This window comes from Shinella sp. (assembly GCF_035998705.1).
Lineage (GTDB): Bacteria > Pseudomonadota > Alphaproteobacteria > Rhizobiales > Rhizobiaceae > Shinella.
The window spans coordinates 219,824-235,013 of the sequence record NZ_DASYHH010000021.1 but is presented as its reverse complement, the minus strand read 5'-3'; the positions used below and the strand labels follow the sequence as shown (position 1 = coordinate 235,013).

Below are 15,190 nucleotides of genomic sequence, written 5' to 3'. Positions count from 1 at the left end.
GTCAACTGTTCGGGTGAAAACGCGACAAGGGGCAGCGGACCGTGCTCGGACACGGTCTTCTGAAGACCTGGGATGACAATGGTACGCTGCCCACCGCTCCATCATAACAAATCAGGCGGCACGCACAGATAAGGATGACGGGGAGCGTGGGGTGGCATCCATCAGCGCCGGGCTAAAAACGGCGCTCTATGATCAACGGCGCTGAACGGTCCATCAGCCATATTGGTTTGCGGGTGAACCGTTGCTGCTCTATGGCTTCGCCATTGCAACATAGAGCAGACCCATGACCCCCGCCACGAAAGAAGAAATCCGCGACGCCTTCCGGCGTGGCATTGCGGTTGCGATCGCAGCCGCGCCGTTTGCCGTGCTGTTCGGCGCCGTCGCCGTCGACAACGGCCTGACGATCGCGGAAGCGGCGCTGATGAGCGCCACGCTCTATGCCGGGGCGAGCCAGCTCGTCGGCGTCGAGCTCTTCGACCACCACGTGGCGCCGTGGCTGGTCGTGCTGTCGATCTTCGCCGTCAATTTTCGCCATGTGCTCTATTCGGCCGCGATCGCCGCGCATATCCGGCATCTCACCTTCTGGCAGAAGGCGACGTCGTTGTTCCTGCTGACCGATCCGCAATTCGCCGAAGCCGAGCGGCGGGCCGATTCCGGCATCCGCGTCAGCTATGTCTGGTCCATGGTGCTCGGCCTCAGCGTCTATGTGCCCTGGCTCTGCCTCACCATCATCGGCGGCTTCCTCGGCAACCTGATCGGCGACCCCGAGGCGATCGGCATCGACGTCCTGCTGCCGATCTATTTCATGGGGCTCGTGCTCGGCTTCCGCAGCCGGGCGAACTGGCTGCCGGTGGTGCTCGCCTCGGGCGCGGGCTCGATCCTGGCGCTGCATTTCGTCGGTTCGCCCTGGCATGTCAGCCTCGGAGCGCTCGCCGGTATCCTCGTCGCGGCCGTGCTGCCGCTCGATGACAAGGAGCGTGCCGCGATCCTCGGCGAGACCGTGGAAGGGGAGGCGTGAACATGGGAACGTTCTTTCACACGCAGACGCTGCTGATCATCGCCGCCGGAGCCATCGCGACCTATCTCACGCGCATCGGCGGCTATGTCTTCATCACGCGCATGAAGCGCATCCCGCCGCGCGTCGAGGCGGCGCTGAATGCCGTTCCGGCGGCCGTGCTCACCACGCTGGTGGCGCCGGCTGCCGTAACGGGGGGACTCGACGTGAGCCTCACCCTGCTGGTCGCGCTGCTGGTGGGCCTGCGCCTCTCCGTCCTGCCGATGCTGGCGATCGGCTGGATCGTCGTCATGACTCTGCGTCACGTCATCGGCTGATCACCGCCGTCGCCTGTTCGAGCCAGCTTTTCGTCGCGTCATCCGACAAGAGCGGCAGGAGCTTTTCGCGCGTTTCGACGTGATAGGCGTTGAGCCAGTTGAGTTCCTCGTCCGTCAGCAGTGAGGACACGACGAGGCGGCGGTCGATCGGGCAGAAGGTCAGCGTCTCGAAGCCGAGCATGTCGAGATCGCCGCCCTCGACGGGGGCTGCCGGCAGGACATGGATCAGGTTCTCGATGCGGATGCCGAAGGCGCCGGGGCGATAGTAACCGGGCTCGTTCGAAAGGATCATGCCGGCAAGAAGCTCCTGCGTCGAAAGGCGCGAGATGCGCTGCGGCCCTTCATGTACGGAAAGGTAGGAGCCGACACCGTGGCCGGTGCCATGGGCGAAATCCGCGCCCGCCTTCCAGAGCGCGATGCGCGCCAGCGGATCGAGGTCGCAGCCGCGCGAGCCCTTCGGGAACCGCGCCGTGCTGATCGCGATCATGCCCTTCAGCACCAGCGTGAAGAAGCGCTTCTGCTCCTCCGGCACCGCGCCGATCGCCACCGTGCGGGTGATGTCCGTCGTGCCGTTGATATATTGTGCGCCGGAATCGACGAGGAACAGCGTGCCCGGCTCGAGGGTCGTGTCCGTTTCGGTCGTCACGCGATAGTGCATGATGGCGGCATGCGCGCCGGCACCGGCGATCGTGTCGAAGGAGACGTCCTTCAGCGGGTTCTGCTGGCGCTCGCCGACAGTGCGGCGCACCTCTTCCAGCTTCTTCGTGACGGTGATTTCGGTCTGCGAACCCGGCGTCGTGCTGTCCAGCCATGCCAGGAACTCGACCATGGCCGCACCGTCCTGCAGATGCGCACGGGCCGAGCCCTGAAGCTCGACGGCATTCTTGCAGGCGCGGGGCAGGCGGGCCGGATCGACCGCCTCGACCAGCGTGCCGCCCCTGGCGCGCACGATCTCGGCGAGCGCGAAGGGCGCCTGGTCGGGATCGATGAGGATGCGTTTTCCGTCCGCCGCCAGCGCTGCGATGCGCTCGTCGAACTGCGAGGGCGCCACGAGGTCGGCGAGTTGCGTGAGATAGGCCTCCTGCTCGATGCCGGTCTTGCGCTTGTCGAGGAAGAGCTGCGGGCGGCCCTCTGCCGGGATGATGGCGCGGGCGAGCGGATGCGGCGTGTGCGGCACGTCGCTACCGCGGATGTTGAAGATCCAGGCGATGGAGGAGGGGTCGGTGACGGCCAGCACGTCGGCGCCGGCCTTGGCGGTGGCTTCCGCCATCGTCACGAGTTTGTCGCGGGCGAGTTCACCGGCCTGGTCGATCGCCTGGATGGTGACGCGGCCGAGTGGTTCGGCCGGGCGGCCGGTCCAGGCCTTGTCGAGCGGATTGTGCGGCAGGAAGACGAGCGCGCCGCCGAGGCCGGCGAGTGCCTTTTCCAGCCGGCGCACCTCCGCACCGGTGTGCAGCCAGGGGTCGATGCCGAGCCGAAAACCCTTAGGCGCGTGGTTTTGCAGCCAGAGATGCGGCGGCTCGCCGACGAGGTCGCCGCCGGTGAAGACGCTGCCGTCCACCTGTTCGGCAAGCTGGGTGACGTAGCGGCCATCGACGAAGACGATGGCCTGGCCGCGCATGACGAGGGCGACGCCGGCCGAGCCGGTAAAACCCGTCAGCCAGGACAGACGCTCGGCCGAGGCCGGCACGTATTCGCCCTGGTATTCGTCGGCGCGGGGCACGAGGAAGCCGTCGATGCCGAGCGAGTCGAAGGAGGCGCGCAGCGCATCCGCGCGTTCGCGACCGTACTGGGGCGTGGAGGTGACGTCGAAACTCTGGAACATGGGGGACTTCCGGTAAGGCGATGAATCGTGCCGGCAATCTAGCCGATCGTCCTCTCGCGTCAAAGGCGGGAAAGGTACGGTCGAACGGCGTGGCCATGCCGTCCGTGGTTTGAAGAGGTCTTGAATTGGACTTATGCATCGTGCGCATGGCACCTATTCCACAAAGGCCCTGTCGCGATTTTCTGAATCGATTATAAGCGGCGCCAACGAAGCGAACTTAAAACGCGCTTCAAGCGAAACGAAGTGAAAGTCCCTCCAGTCCTTCGGTTCGCAAAAAGCTAGGTGTTCCGATCAGGCGTCTTGCCGGTCACTCCTCCTCCCTCCTCCGGGAAGGCGCTCGGAACACATAGGCCCGCTTGAGCGCTCCTCCTCCTCAAGCTCGCGGGCATGGCCGGTTCGCCGGTCCATAGGCGGTGCCTCTGGCACCGCCTTTTTCTTTTCTCCCGCCCCTTCAGCGACGATCGAGATGGATCGTCACCCAGCCTTCGCGCCAGATGGTGCGCACATGGCGCAGGCCGGCGCCGTTATAGGCGGCCAGCACCTTCCAGCGCTGCGCGGCGAGGATGCCCGACAGGATGACGTCGCCGCCCGGCGCAAGCTGGGCTGCAAGCTGCGGCGCCATGCGCATCAGCGGGCGGGCGAGGATGTTGGCGATGATCAGATCGAAGGGGCCGTGGCGACCGAAGGCGGTGGAATGAAAGCCCGGCGCGGTTTCCAGCGCGATGCCGGAGGCGATGCCGTTGAGGCGGACGTTTTCGCGCGCCACGCGGGTGGCGATCGGGTCGATGTCGGTGGCGAGCACCTGGACGGGGCCGAGCTTGCGCGCGGCGATCGCCAGCACGCCGCTGCCTGTCCCGAGGTCAAGCACGCGCCCGACTCTGCGCGAGCGCATCACGTCGGAGATGACTTCCAGGCAGCCCGCCGTGGTGCCGTGATGGCCGGTGCCGAAGGCCTGGCCGGCGTCGATCTCGATGGCGATCTCGCCGGCGCGCACCTTGCCGCGGTCATGCGAGCCGTGCACCACGAAGCGGGCGGCGCGCACGGGCTTCAACCCTTCCAGCGACTTGGCGATCCAGTCGATGTCCGGCAGTTCCTCGCGCTGGATTTCGGCATCGGGAAAATCGGCGGCGAGAAGGGCTGCGAAGCGTTCGTGGATGTCCGCCTCGTCCGGGCGGAACATGTAGACCGAGGCTTCCCAGATATCGTTCTTCTCGTCGATCTCCATCGTCGCAATGGCGTAGCCTTCGTCCTCGAAGGCGTCGGTCATCAGCGAGAGTGCGGCATCGGCCAGCTTCTCGGTGGTGGTGATGTAGAGGCGGATTTCGCTCACGGCCGGGGTCCCTGTTGTCAGGGCTCCGCCTAGCATGTCCGAAAGCCGAGGGCAAAGGCGGATCGCCCGCCGCGCCGCTTATCTCTTGATGAGATTGGCGAGTTTCTGTTCGGCGACGTCGGCATTCTCGCCGTAGGCAATGGTGCCGGTGAAGCGGCCGGTCGCGTCGAGCAGGAAGACAGACGCGGTATGGTCCATCGTATAGTCGCCGTCGGGCTTCTTCTCGTCGAGCGGCACCTTGCGATAGTAGACGCGGAAACCCTTGACCATTTCCAGCACCTTTTCCGGCGGGCCGGAAATGCCGGTGATGCGCTTGGAGACGTTGCCGACATACTGGCCGATCAGCTCCGGCGTATCGCGCTCGGGATCAACGGTGATGAAATAGGCCTGCATCTTCGAGCCGTCCGGATCGACCTTGGCAAGCCAGCCGTCCAGTTCGAACAGCGTGGTCGGGCAGACTTCCGGGCAATGGGTGAAGCCGAAGAACAGGGCGGTCGGCTTGCCGGTGAAGGCCTTTTCGCTGATCGGCTTGCCATCCTGCGCCAACAGCGTGAAGGGCACGCCGAACGGGCCGCCCGTGACCTCGTCCTTCTTGCCGGTCACTTCCAGCGTCAGCCAGCCGAGCAGGGCCGCGACGGCGGCGACGGCGATCCAGAGTACGAGGCGCAGGGTCTTCATGGCAGTTCTTCGGTCCTATGTCGGCAGGTGTTCGCCGGTGTCATAGTCCTTCGCCGGCGCCTGAGCAAAGGCGCCAATTGCCGCAACGGCAGAGGCTCGCGGGATTGTGATCAGAAGCACCAGGCCATGCCGGATTCGGCAAGGCTCAAGAAGATCGCCGTGCCGTGCTCCAGCCAGCCGGCAAAGGCGACGGTGGCGGCCATGACGCCGAGGCCGAGCGCGATCAGCGCGACGGGCAGGGCGGTATATCGGCGGGCGGCTCTGTGCATGCGCCGCAGTATAGCGTGAAACGGCAGGTTTTGGAACCGGGCGCCTTCGTGCAACGTGCGGTAATCCGGCGCGGGGTTTCTATCGAAATTTACTAAAATACAGGTTCCGGCCGTTTATCCTTAGCCATTGTTTAATCTCTCTTTGTCACGGTCCGGATACGCATACGGGCCGGAATCGGCCTATCGGGCATGATGTCCATCGACCGCGGGAGACGGCGAGGAGGCGTATTTCACCCAGGATCCAGAAGGGATGCCGCGGCGAGGGCCGGGCTCGATCGGGCGAACCGCATGATGTCTCATGAAAACACTGCCAAGGGCCGGACCCTTTCCGTCAGTTCCCGTCTTGCGACGCTCGGCGCCGCCGCGTTCCTCGGCTTCGGCGCGATGCTCGCGGCCGGCTGGTACGGCGGCACGACGATCCGCACGGCCTCCGAAGCCGCCGTCTCCATCCAGAACAATGTCGACCAAGTCCAGGCGATGCGCCTTGCCAATGTCGGTCTGGTGCTCGTCGCGATGGACAGCATCATCGACCGTGACGAGAAGGCCATCCAGCCGGCGCGGCTGGAAACGATTGCCGCATCCCTGAAGACGCTGAAGGACGGCTCGGAGGCGGCAAAGCGCCTTGCCACCGAACTCGGCAAGCCGGCGCTGCTCGATTCCTATGCCGGCGACCTGCAGCAGATCGAAACGGCGATCTCCGTCGATCTCAAGAAGATGATCGAGGAGGATGCGCCGATCGAAGCCTTCGCGGCGATCGACGACGCCATCGACAGCGGCGGCGAACGCATGACGACGGCGCTCGGCGCGCTGGCCGAGGAAGGCTCGGCGCTGCTCCAGGCGCGCGTCAACGATGCGCAGCATGCCTCGTCGACATCCATCCAGTACCAGATCGCCATCGGCCTTGTCGGCATGATCACGCTGCTCGGCCTGATCGTCTATCACGGCAACATGCTGCGCCGGGGCATCTTCGCCGTGCGCGACAGCATGCAGCGCATCCTTTCCGGCGACCTCAACACCGCCGTTGCCGCCACCGAACGGGGCGACGAGATCGGCGAGATGGCGCGCTCCGCGGAAACCTTCCGCCACGCCGCCGTCGAAAAGCGCGCGCTGGAACAGGCGAACGAAGAGACACGCGCGAAAATCGAGACCGAACGGCACGGCCGCGAGGCCGTCGCCCGCGACGACGAACAGCAGGTGAAGATGGCCGTCGAGGCGCTCGGCCGCGGCCTCAACCGGCTGTCGGACGGCGACCTGACGGTCATCCTCCTCGATCCCTTCCGGGCCGATCTCGAACAGCTTCGCGCCGACTTCAACAACACCGTCGAGCGCCTGCGCAACGTCATGGCCGAGGTGAAGGACAATACCGGCTCCATCCAGTCGAACAGCGGGCAGATGCGCGCTGCCGCCGACGACCTCGCGCGCCGGACCGAGCAGCAGGCCGCCTCGCTGGAGGAAACCTCCGCGGCGCTCGAAGAGATCATGACCACCGTTCGCACCGCGACGGCGCGAGCGGAAGAGGCCGGCCAGATGGTCGATTCGACCAAGGCGAGCGCGGTGGAATCCGAGCGTATCGTCGGCGACGCCATGGCCGCCATGCAGCGTATAGAAGGCGCTTCCAGCGAGATCGGCAAGATCATCAACGTCATCGACGAGATCGCCTTCCAGACCAACCTCCTGGCGCTCAACGCCGGCGTCGAGGCGGCGCGTGCGGGCGAGGCCGGCAAGGGCTTTGCGGTCGTGGCGCAGGAGGTGCGTGAACTCGCCCAGCGCGCGGCCGGTGCTGCCAAGGACATCAAGAGCCTCGTCACGCGCTCCTCGGACGAGGTGAAGACCGGCTCCCGCCTGGTGCAGGCGACCGGCGAATCGCTCGGCCGCATCGGCGGCGACGTGCTGCGCATCCACGAGCACATGAGCTCGATCGTCACTGCCGCGCGCGAGCAGACGAGCGGCCTCCAGGAAATCAACGTCGCCGTCACCCAGATGGACCAGGTGACGCAGCAGAACGCCGCCATGGTCGAGGAGACCAATGCGGCAAGCCATACGCTGGCCCAGGACGCGGAAAACCTCTCGCGCCTCGTCGGCCAGTTCCAGATCCGCGAGGGCGCACGCGCCTCCGTCGGTAGCCCGAGGGCGGTCTCCACCGCCTCCCGTCCCGCCCCGTCCCCGGCAAGAAACCTTGTCTCCAAGGTTGCCGGGGCATTCAGCAGCAGCGCAGCGTCCAGGGGCAACGCCCAGGCCGCCGCCGAGAACTGGGAAGAGTTCTGATCATGTCCAACGCCATCAAACAATCCGGCGCCTTTCTCGAAATCGTCTCCTTTCACTTAGGGGAGCAGGAATTCTGCATCGACATCATGGCCATCCGCGAAATCCGCGGCTGGGCACCGGTGACGCCGATGCCGCATACGCCGCCCTACGTGCTCGGCCTCATCAACCTGCGCGGCGCCGTTATCCCGGTCATCGACATGGCCTGCCGCCTCGGCATGAAGATGACGGAGCCGTCCGAGCGGTCCGCCATCATCGTCACCGACATTGCCGGCAAGCTGGTCGGCCTGCTGGTCGAGCAGGTCTCCGACATGATGACCATCAAGAGGGAAGACCTCCAGCCGGCACCGGAAATCATTCCGGAAGCCCAGCGCGCCTTCTGCCGCGGCATCGTGGCGCTGGAAAAGTCGATGGTCTGCTTCCTCAACCTCGACACCGTCATCGCCGACGAACTCGCCCAGGCCGCCTGATCGGGCCAGGGATAGAACTCGGGCCTTGTGCACCTGACCGGAAAACCGGTCGGGTGCTTTGCGCTATTTCGAAGTAACGTCCATCAATATTGCCTCATATTAACATTTTATAATGCACGATTTCGTGAAGATTTATTAGGAACCAAGCGAAGCTGTTGCCGTTTCCTCCATGCTTCCAAAGAGAAACATTGGAGAACCGTTATGAAGAAGACCGTTACTTTTGCCCTTGCTTCGCTGCTCGCCGTATCGCCGGTCGCAGGTATCGCCTATGCCCAGGATGCCACGGCGCCCATGACTTCCGACGGCATGTCGACAGGTTCCATCGCGGCCGACGGCGTGGACGTCGTGAAGATTTCTTCGCTCGAGGCCGACGACAGCCAGCGCGGCGAGGCCGAACGCCTGACGTTGAAGGCCAAGGATCCGTCCACCATGGAGAAGGTCCAGAGCGAGTTGCAGGGCGTGCCGGGCCTGGCCGACGCGCTGGCCTCCAAGAATGTCCAGCTTGAGAACGTCGTGGAAATCCAGACCTCTGCGACCGGCGGCAAGGTCGTCTACGTCAAGTAAATGACCGGCCACCGCGAAAAACGCCCCGGACCTTTCAGGTGCCGGGGCGTTTTTTTATGGTTTGCCGTTTTCCCAGGTGACCGTCTCGCCGTAGAGCGGCACGGTGGAGATCGACATTTTAGCCGATCCCTCGGTCAATTCGCGTGAATGGGCGAGGTAGATCAGCGTGTCGTTCTTCTTGTCGTAGATGCGCGTGACGATCAGCGACTTCCAGATCAGCGACAGGCCGGACTTGAAGACCTCTTCGCCCTCGCGGTCGAGTTCGATGTCGCCGATGGTGATCGGGCCGGTCTGCTGGCAGGAGATGGCGTTGTTCGACGGGTCCTCGAACCAGTTGCCCTTCTTCAGGCGGTCGATGACGGAACGGTCGAAATAGGTGACGTGGCAGGTGACGCCGGAGACCTCGGGATCGGTCACCGCATCGATATAGATGTCGTTGCCGATCCAGTCGACGCCGACCTTGCCGACGGTCTCTGCCGCTGCGGGCACGGTGGCGAGCGCGAGCAGGCCGGCGGCGATCACGGTGCGGGGGCGAAAAGAGGCGAAAATCTTGAGCGGCATCATGGGTCTCCTTGTTCCGCTAACACGTAAGGGACAAGCCGCCGCTTGCAAGATGGCGTCTCAGGATTTTGCAGCGGCGATGGTGGCGCGCACGGCGTCCTCGTCGGTCAGCGTCAGTTCGTATTCGCGGTCCTTCTCCGTGCCGCCCATGCCGACATGCGGATTGCGGAAGGTCATGCCGCTCGGCACGGTCGTCAGCGCAGCGAAGTGCAGTTCGGTCAGGCCGGTCTCGTCGCGGACCTTTTTGATGTTTTCCGCGTCGAGCGCACCGCAGCCCATGACGACGATGCGGCCGGCAGCCTGTTCATGGGCACTTTTCAGGATGGCGATGCCTTCCACGGCGGTATCGCGCTGGCCGGAGGTCAGCACGCGGTTCACGCCGCAGCGGATGAGGGCTTCCAGCGCCTCCCGGGCGTCCGCCGTCATGTCGAAGGCGCGGTGGCAGGTGACGGACATCGGGCGGGCGGCCGCGACCAGCGTTTTGGTGCGCGCCTCGTCGATCCGGCCGTCCGGCGTCAGGCAGCCGATGACTACGCCCGCGACACCTTCGTCGCGCAGCGCTTTGATGTCCTCCACCATCGTCTCGAATTCCGTGTGCGAATAGAGGAAATCGCCTCCGCGGGGGCGGATGATGACGTGGACGGGGATTTTTGCCGCCTTCACCGCGGCGCGGATGGTGGCGAGGCTCGGCGTCAGGCCGCCTTCGACCAGGCTCGCGCAGAGTTCCACCCGGTCGGCACCGGCGTCCTGCGCGGCGAGAAAACCGTCGATGCCTTCGACGCAGAGTTCGATGAGGGGCTTGGTCATGGCGTTCTTCCGCAGATTTCAGGTCAGGCTTCGCGCCAGACGGTTTTCAGGAGCCGCAGCCAGTTTTCCCGGCAGAGTTTGGCGAGGTCGTCCTCGCCGTAGCCGGCAGCGCGCAGCGCTTCGACGAGCGCCTGGTTGCCGCTGGCATCGCCGATGGCGGCGGGGATGGTCGCGCCGTCGAAATCCGAGCCGAGTGCCACGCAGTCGATGCCCATGCGCTCCACCATGTGGTCGATGTGGCGCACCATGTCGGAGATGGGCGTATCGGCGTTTTCGAGGCCGTCGGCGCGCAGCATGGTGGTGGCGTAGTTGAGGCCGGCAATGCCCTTGCGCTCGCGAATCGCGTCGAGCTGGCGGTCGGTGAGGTTGCGCGAGATCGGTGTCAGCGCATGCGCATTGGAATGGGTGGCGACGAGCGGCGCGGTGCTGGTGCGCTCGACGTCCCAAAAGCCCTGTTCGGTAATGTGGGCGAGGTCGATCATGATGCCGAGGCGGTCGCACGCCTTGACCAGCTCGAAGCCGGCCTCGGTGAGGCCGGGGCCGGTATCGGGCGAGGAGGGGAAGGCGAAGGGCACGCCGTGGCCGAACAGGTTGTGGCGGCTCCAGACGGGGCCGAGCGAACGCAGGCCCTTGGCATGGAAGGTTTCGAGGTTCGAGAGGTCCTCGGCAATCGGCTCGCAGCCCTCGATATGCAGGACGGCGGCGAAGCGGCCGCTGTCCATCGCTGCGCGGATGTCTCCCGTGGAGCGGCAGATCGCGAGGCCGTCGGCCTGCTCCAGCCTTGAGGCGATGTCCGTCATGTCGAGCGCGATCTTCAGCGCCTCGGCCTGCTCGCGCGGGCCGACCATGCGGACAGAGTAATGGCCGTTCTGGTCCACCTCGCGCGGCGGATAATCTTCGATCGGCGGGATGAACATGGCGCAGAAGCCGCCGGCAAGGCCGCCCTTCCTGGCGCGCGGGGCGTCGATATGGCCCTTGTCCGTGCCGCCGACGAATTCGGCGACCGGGTCGGCGCCCTTTTGCGCATTCTCCCACAGGCGCAGGAGAACATCGTTATGGCCGTCGAAGATCAGTTGCATGTGCCGCTCCAAAAAAGAAACGCATCCTGTCGGCTGGATAGAACCGATTCCGCCGATGCCTGCAAGGCGCCGGCGGTCGCGCTCAGGCGGCGAAGACCGGCGTGCCGGCAATCCAGGTGGAGACGACGTTGACGTCACCGTCGATGATGGCGAAGTCCGCGTCGTGGCCGTGGGTGAGGCGGCCCTTGCGGCCGGTCATGCCGATGGCTTCCGCCGGGTAGAGCGAGGCCATGCGCAACGCCTCCTCCAGGTCGATGCCGGCGTGGTCGCGCATGAAGCGGATGCAGGAGGCCATGTCGATATCGGCGCCGGCGAGCGTGCCGTCGGCAAGCGTAAGCCGCCCGCCCTCGCGAAAGATTTCGCGGCCGTTGAGGAAGAAGCTCGTCATGTCGGTGCCGATGGTCGACATGGCGTCGGTGACGAGGAAGATGCGGCCGGGACCGCGTTTCGCCCGCAATGCGACGCCGATCGAGGCGGGATCGACGTGGAAGCCGTCGGCGATCAGGCCGGCATTCAGGTGGCCGAGGTCGAGCGCGGCGCCGACCATGCCGGGCTCGCGGTGGCCGAGCGGGCTCATGGCGTTGAAGAGGTGGGTCATCATGCTGGCACCCGCCTCGACGGCGGCGGCCGCGGTCTTGTAGCCGCAGTCCGAATGGCCGAGGCTGACGGTGACGCCGGCGGTATGTAGCGCCGCGATCTGCTCGTTGCTGGCGTTTTCCGGCGCGAGCGTCATCAAGAGCGCTTCGAGGCTCTGGCGCGCCGCGATGGTGCGGTCGAGATCGGCCTGTTCCATCGGGCGGATCAGTTGCGGATCGTGCGCACCCTTGCGCGCGACGGAGAGATGCGGGCCTTCGAGATGCAGGCCGAGGAAGCCGGGCACGTTCGCCTTGCGGGCCGCGAGGCCGGCCTCGATGGTCCTGGCGGTGACCTCGCGGTTGTCGGTGATCAGCGTCGGCAGCAGCGCGGTCGTGCCGAAGCGGGCGTGCGCTGCGCAGATGGTGCGGATGCCTTCGAGGTCCGGGCGCTCGTTCAGGAGCACGCCGCCGCCGCCATTGACCTGGAGGTCGATGAAGCCGGGGACGAGCGACAGCCCGTCCATCGGCACGATGCGGGCATCGCTCGGCACCTCTCTCAGCGCGACGATGCCTGCGATCTTGCCGCCGTCGATCAACAACGTGCCGTGGTCGTGCCACCGATCGCCGTCGAAAATCCGGGCGCCGGTAATGGCGGTGAGCGCAGTCATCGGGTTTCCGTCACTTTCTTGAGGTTGACCGGCTTGTCGGGATCGAGGCCGCGGCCGCGCGACCAGGCTTCGATGAAGCCGTAGAACGGCACGATGAGGGCCAGCGCATCGGTGATCGGGTGGCCGGTCGCGACGAAGGGCAGTTTTCGCGCGCTCTTTGCAGCGGCGGCCGTCACGCCGGCATAGGCGCCGCGATCGGCGAGGCTGTCGGCCATGCCGGTGACGGAGGCTTCCGCCGCGTCGCGCGCCGCAAGCGCGATGACCGGGAAGGACGGGCCGACGAGGGCGACGGGACCGTGCACCACTTCGGCGGAGGAATAGGCCTCGGCGTGCATGCCGGAGGTCTCCTTGAACTTCAGCGCCGCCTCGCTGGCGATCGCCAGGCCCGGGCCGCGGCCGAGCACGTAGAGCGACTGGGCGTCCTTGAGGTCGCCGGCAAGCTCGCTCCAGTCGAGCGCCACGGCCTTGGCGAACTGTTCCGGCAGGTTCTTGACGGCGCGGTCGAGGTCCGTGTCGCCCGTCCAATCGGCGAGCACGGCAAGGCCTGCGACGATGGAGTTCACATAGGATTTCGTGGCGGCGACGCTGATTTCCGGGCCGGCCGAGAGGTCGAGCGAATGCAGGCAGGCGTCCGCCAGCGGCGAGGGCAGCGTGTTGGTGAGCGCAATGGAGATCGCGCCGCCCTTGGTAGCGCCTTGTGCCATCGCGACGATGTCCGGGCTCTTGCCGGACTGGGAGATGGCGATGGCGGCGCCGCCGCCGAGCTTCAGCTGGGCGCCGTAGATCGAGGCGAGCGACGGGCCGAGGGAGGCGACCGGGCGGCCGGCGGTGAGTTCGATCGCATATTTCAGGAAGAGGGCGGCGTGGTCGGACGAGCCGCGGGCGACGGTGACGAAGAACTGCGGGTCGCGTTCGCGCAACGCCTTGCCGGCGGCCGTGATGGCGTCGGCGGAATTGGCCAGCAGGCGGGCCGCCGCTTCCGGGATCTCGTTGATTTCTTTCCGCATGTTGGTCTGCATGGTATTCCCTTTGTCGGTTTGGACGCTCACGTCTCGGAGAGCGTCAGTTCGGCGACGAAATCGTAGGCGTCGCCGCGATAGATCGACCGGGTGAATTCGACGACCCGGCCGGAACGAAGATAGGAGACCCGCTCGATGGAAAGCCCCGCCGATCCGGCGGGCACGCCGAGCATGGCGGCATCGGGGTCCTTCATATTGTAGGCGGAGATGCGCTGCACCGCGCGCACCGGGCGGCAGCCGCGCTTTTCCAGCGCCGCATAGAGCGAACCCTGCACCTGCAACGGATCCGGCAGGAATTCGGCCGAAATGCAGGCGCGCTCGATGGCGAGCGGCATATCGTCCGCCACACGAAGGCGCCCGAGGCGGGCGACCAGCGCATCGGCGGGCAGGCCGAGCATCATCATCTCGTCGGGCGAGGGGTGGAACAGGCCGCGGTCGAGCCATTCGGCTTTCGTCGTCAGGCCGCGCCGGGCCATGTCCTCGGTAAAGGAGGTGAGGCGGGAGAGCGACTGCTGCACCTTGGCGACGGGTTTGGCGACGAAGGTGCCGGAGCCGTGGCGGCGCACCAGCAGGCCATCCTTGACGAGGTCGTCGACGGCCTTGCGCACCGTAACGCGGCTGACATTGGCGTGGTCGGCGAGGTCGCGTTCGGCCGGCAGCGCATCGCCATGGTTCAGCTTGCCGGAGGTGATGGCGTCTTCCAGCGTCTGGCGCAGTTTCAGGTAGAGCGGACCGGGCACGCCCGATTGCAGGCTTTCCGGGGTGAGGATCGCGGCAAGCGGCGTGCTCATGCGGCGGCTCCCGTTCGCTGTCTGTACCGGTTGGCGGCGAGCGCCACGGCGCCCGTCAGCGCATCCGCTTCGGCTTCCACCAGGATCGACCGGTGCCGCTCGGACAGCCATTCCGGATAGAGCGGTGCGAGGCCGCCGAGCAGGCAGAGGCGCGGCGCGCCGGCAAGCGCCATGATGGCGTCGAGGGAGGCGTTCACCGATGCGGCTCCTGCCTTGACGATGGCGATCGCCTGCGGGTCGCCCTGGCGCGCATGGTCGAAGACCAGAGGCGCGTAGCGGCCGAAATCACCGGGCTTGGAGAGGCGGGCGAATTCGACGATGCCGCGCGGATCGTGTTTGAACTCGTCCAGCACGGCCTCCGTGGCACCCGAGCGGGGAATAACGCCGTCATGGGCGAGCAGCGCTTCCTGCAACAGTGCATGGCCGACGCGCGCGCCGCCGCCGAGATCGCCGACGATAAAGCCCCAGCCGCCGATGTAGCGGACCACATTGTTCTTGCGCCCCATATAGATGGAGCCGGTGCCGAGGATCGCCACCGCGCCGTCCTCGTCGCCGATCGCGCCCTGGAGGGCGATCAGGCCGTCGGAATCGATGTCGGTGTGACGGAAGGGTAAGCGGTCGTGCACATAACGGGTGAGATCGCCGACATTGGTGCCGGCAAGGCCGAGAAAAGCGGAGGCGCCGGTGACGCCGGCTTCATCGAACCCGGCGTCGCGATAGGCGGCCTTGGCGGCTTCGGTGATGGAAATGATCGCATTGTTGGGGTCGGTCAGGATATTGGCCGCGCCGCTCTTGCCGCGGCCGAGAACGACGCCGTCGGGGCTCGCGACCGCCGCACGGCAACTCGTTCCTCCCCCGTCGATACCGAGAATGTAATCCGTCATGGGCACCTCCGAGGACAACGATACCAAAAAAATACCATTAACCAAGGGGTATGGTGGTATCGAAAATAAGCTTTCT

The 15,190-nt window shown here is 65.8% G+C and carries 16 protein-coding genes; 5 read left to right on the top strand and 11 right to left on the bottom strand.

Annotated elements, in window-relative coordinates; genetic code table 11:
- Window positions 1-283: 283 nt before the first annotated feature.
- Window positions 284-1,018, top strand: a complete 735-nt coding sequence (locus VGN93_RS16605; protein WP_327508306.1) for an AzlC family ABC transporter permease — start codon at window positions 284-286, stop codon at window positions 1,016-1,018.
- Between the two features lie 2 nt (window positions 1,019-1,020).
- The gene (locus tag VGN93_RS16600; protein ID WP_327508305.1) at window positions 1,021-1,332 is read left to right on the top strand and encodes an AzlD family protein; all 312 of its coding nucleotides are present in this window, start codon (window positions 1,021-1,023) and stop codon (window positions 1,330-1,332) included.
- Here VGN93_RS16600 and VGN93_RS16595 read toward each other — a convergent pair.
- From VGN93_RS16595 to VGN93_RS16580, 4 genes are all read right to left on the bottom strand, one after another.
- Complete coding sequence (locus tag VGN93_RS16595) at window positions 1,322-3,157, bottom strand: aminopeptidase P family protein (RefSeq protein WP_327508304.1); 1,836 nt, start codon at window positions 3,155-3,157, stop codon at window positions 1,322-1,324. The two genes, VGN93_RS16600 and VGN93_RS16595, sit on opposite strands and share 11 nt — an antisense overlap.
- 451 nt (window positions 3,158-3,608) lie before the next feature.
- Window positions 3,609-4,487, bottom strand: coding sequence for a 50S ribosomal protein L11 methyltransferase (locus tag VGN93_RS16590; protein ID WP_327508303.1), 879 nt, complete (start codon window positions 4,485-4,487; stop codon window positions 3,609-3,611).
- 78 nt (window positions 4,488-4,565) lie between these two features.
- The gene (locus VGN93_RS16585) at window positions 4,566-5,165 is read right to left on the bottom strand and encodes an SCO family protein (RefSeq protein ID WP_327508302.1); all 600 of its coding nucleotides are present in this window, start codon (window positions 5,163-5,165) and stop codon (window positions 4,566-4,568) included.
- 110 nt (window positions 5,166-5,275) lie between these two features.
- Window positions 5,276-5,434 (bottom strand): hypothetical protein, encoded by a 159-nt coding sequence (locus tag VGN93_RS16580; RefSeq protein ID WP_319317520.1) that lies wholly within the window; start codon window positions 5,432-5,434, stop codon window positions 5,276-5,278.
- A 288-nt stretch (window positions 5,435-5,722) separates the two neighbouring features.
- Between VGN93_RS16580 and VGN93_RS16575 the strand changes: the two genes are divergently transcribed.
- The 3 genes from VGN93_RS16575 to VGN93_RS16565 all read left to right on the top strand — a co-directional run bounded on the left by VGN93_RS16575 (window position 5,723) and on the right by VGN93_RS16565 (window position 8,730).
- Window positions 5,723-7,699 carry a methyl-accepting chemotaxis protein gene (locus VGN93_RS16575; protein WP_327508301.1) on the top strand — a complete coding sequence of 659 codons (1,977 nt, stop codon included), beginning with the start codon at window positions 5,723-5,725 and terminating at the stop codon, window positions 7,697-7,699.
- A 2-nt stretch (window positions 7,700-7,701) separates the two neighbouring features.
- A complete protein-coding gene (locus tag VGN93_RS16570; protein ID WP_319317525.1) occupies window positions 7,702-8,166 on the top strand; it encodes a chemotaxis protein CheW in 465 nt (154 codons plus the stop codon).
- A gap of 201 nt (window positions 8,167-8,367) precedes the next feature.
- Window positions 8,368-8,730 (top strand): hypothetical protein, encoded by a 363-nt coding sequence (locus VGN93_RS16565; protein ID WP_319317528.1) that lies wholly within the window; start codon window positions 8,368-8,370, stop codon window positions 8,728-8,730.
- Window positions 8,731-8,784: 54 nt separating this feature from the next.
- Here VGN93_RS16565 and VGN93_RS16560 read toward each other — a convergent pair whose 3' ends face one another.
- From VGN93_RS16560 to VGN93_RS16530, 7 genes are all read right to left on the bottom strand, one after another.
- Window positions 8,785-9,291 carry a CreA family protein gene (locus VGN93_RS16560; protein ID WP_319317531.1) on the bottom strand — a complete coding sequence of 169 codons (507 nt, stop codon included), beginning with the start codon at window positions 9,289-9,291 and terminating at the stop codon, window positions 8,785-8,787.
- A 60-nt stretch (window positions 9,292-9,351) separates the two neighbouring features.
- A complete protein-coding gene (locus VGN93_RS16555) occupies window positions 9,352-10,098 on the bottom strand; it encodes a copper homeostasis protein CutC (RefSeq protein ID WP_327508300.1) in 747 nt (248 codons plus the stop codon).
- Window positions 10,099-10,121: 23 nt separating this feature from the next.
- On the bottom strand, window positions 10,122-11,177 hold the full coding sequence (locus VGN93_RS16550; RefSeq protein WP_327508299.1) for a dipeptidase: 1,056 nt from the start codon (window positions 11,175-11,177) through the stop codon (window positions 10,122-10,124).
- A gap of 82 nt (window positions 11,178-11,259) precedes the next feature.
- The gene (gene nagA, locus VGN93_RS16545) at window positions 11,260-12,420 is read right to left on the bottom strand and encodes an N-acetylglucosamine-6-phosphate deacetylase (protein WP_327508298.1); all 1,161 of its coding nucleotides are present in this window, start codon (window positions 12,418-12,420) and stop codon (window positions 11,260-11,262) included.
- Window positions 12,417-13,439, bottom strand: a complete 1,023-nt coding sequence (locus tag VGN93_RS16540) for an SIS domain-containing protein (RefSeq protein WP_327508297.1) — start codon at window positions 13,437-13,439, stop codon at window positions 12,417-12,419. Before VGN93_RS16540 ends, nagA begins: the two co-directional genes overlap by 4 nt.
- Window positions 13,440-13,465: 26 nt before the next feature.
- On the bottom strand, window positions 13,466-14,230 hold the full coding sequence (locus VGN93_RS16535) for a GntR family transcriptional regulator (RefSeq protein ID WP_256117102.1): 765 nt from the start codon (window positions 14,228-14,230) through the stop codon (window positions 13,466-13,468).
- Complete coding sequence (locus VGN93_RS16530) at window positions 14,227-15,114, bottom strand: N-acetylglucosamine kinase (protein WP_327508296.1); 888 nt, start codon at window positions 15,112-15,114, stop codon at window positions 14,227-14,229. The genes VGN93_RS16535 and VGN93_RS16530 overlap by 4 nt, the downstream gene beginning before the upstream one ends.
- Between the last annotated feature and the right edge of the window lie 76 nt (window positions 15,115-15,190).

What these genes read in the sequence shown, in the direction of transcription:
- VGN93_RS16575 (WP_327508301.1), top strand. Translation starts at nt 5,723, where the DNA reads ATGATGTCTCATGAAAACACTGCCAAGGGCCGGACCCTTTCCGTCAGT.
- VGN93_RS16535 (WP_256117102.1), bottom strand. Translation starts at nt 14,230, where the DNA reads ATGAGCACGCCGCTTGCCGCGATCCTCACCCCGGAAAGCCTGCAATCG.
- VGN93_RS16605 (WP_327508306.1), top strand. Translation starts at nt 284, where the DNA reads ATGACCCCCGCCACGAAAGAAGAAATCCGCGACGCCTTCCGGCGTGGC.
- VGN93_RS16560 (WP_319317531.1), bottom strand. Translation starts at nt 9,291, where the DNA reads ATGCCGCTCAAGATTTTCGCCTCTTTTCGCCCCCGCACCGTGATCGCC.
- VGN93_RS16555 (WP_327508300.1), bottom strand. Translation starts at nt 10,098, where the DNA reads ATGACCAAGCCCCTCATCGAACTCTGCGTCGAAGGCATCGACGGTTTT.
- VGN93_RS16550 (WP_327508299.1), bottom strand. Translation starts at nt 11,177, where the DNA reads ATGCAACTGATCTTCGACGGCCATAACGATGTTCTCCTGCGCCTGTGG.
- VGN93_RS16565 (WP_319317528.1), top strand. Translation starts at nt 8,368, where the DNA reads ATGAAGAAGACCGTTACTTTTGCCCTTGCTTCGCTGCTCGCCGTATCG.
- nagA (WP_327508298.1), bottom strand. Translation starts at nt 12,420, where the DNA reads ATGACTGCGCTCACCGCCATTACCGGCGCCCGGATTTTCGACGGCGAT.
- VGN93_RS16570 (WP_319317525.1), top strand. Translation starts at nt 7,702, where the DNA reads ATGTCCAACGCCATCAAACAATCCGGCGCCTTTCTCGAAATCGTCTCC.
- VGN93_RS16530 (WP_327508296.1), bottom strand. Translation starts at nt 15,114, where the DNA reads ATGACGGATTACATTCTCGGTATCGACGGGGGAGGAACGAGTTGCCGT.
- VGN93_RS16585 (WP_327508302.1), bottom strand. Translation starts at nt 5,165, where the DNA reads ATGAAGACCCTGCGCCTCGTACTCTGGATCGCCGTCGCCGCCGTCGCG.
- VGN93_RS16540 (WP_327508297.1), bottom strand. Translation starts at nt 13,439, where the DNA reads ATGCAGACCAACATGCGGAAAGAAATCAACGAGATCCCGGAAGCGGCG.
- VGN93_RS16595 (WP_327508304.1), bottom strand. Translation starts at nt 3,157, where the DNA reads ATGTTCCAGAGTTTCGACGTCACCTCCACGCCCCAGTACGGTCGCGAA.
- VGN93_RS16600 (WP_327508305.1), top strand. Translation starts at nt 1,021, where the DNA reads ATGGGAACGTTCTTTCACACGCAGACGCTGCTGATCATCGCCGCCGGA.
- VGN93_RS16580 (WP_319317520.1), bottom strand. Translation starts at nt 5,434, where the DNA reads ATGCACAGAGCCGCCCGCCGATATACCGCCCTGCCCGTCGCGCTGATC.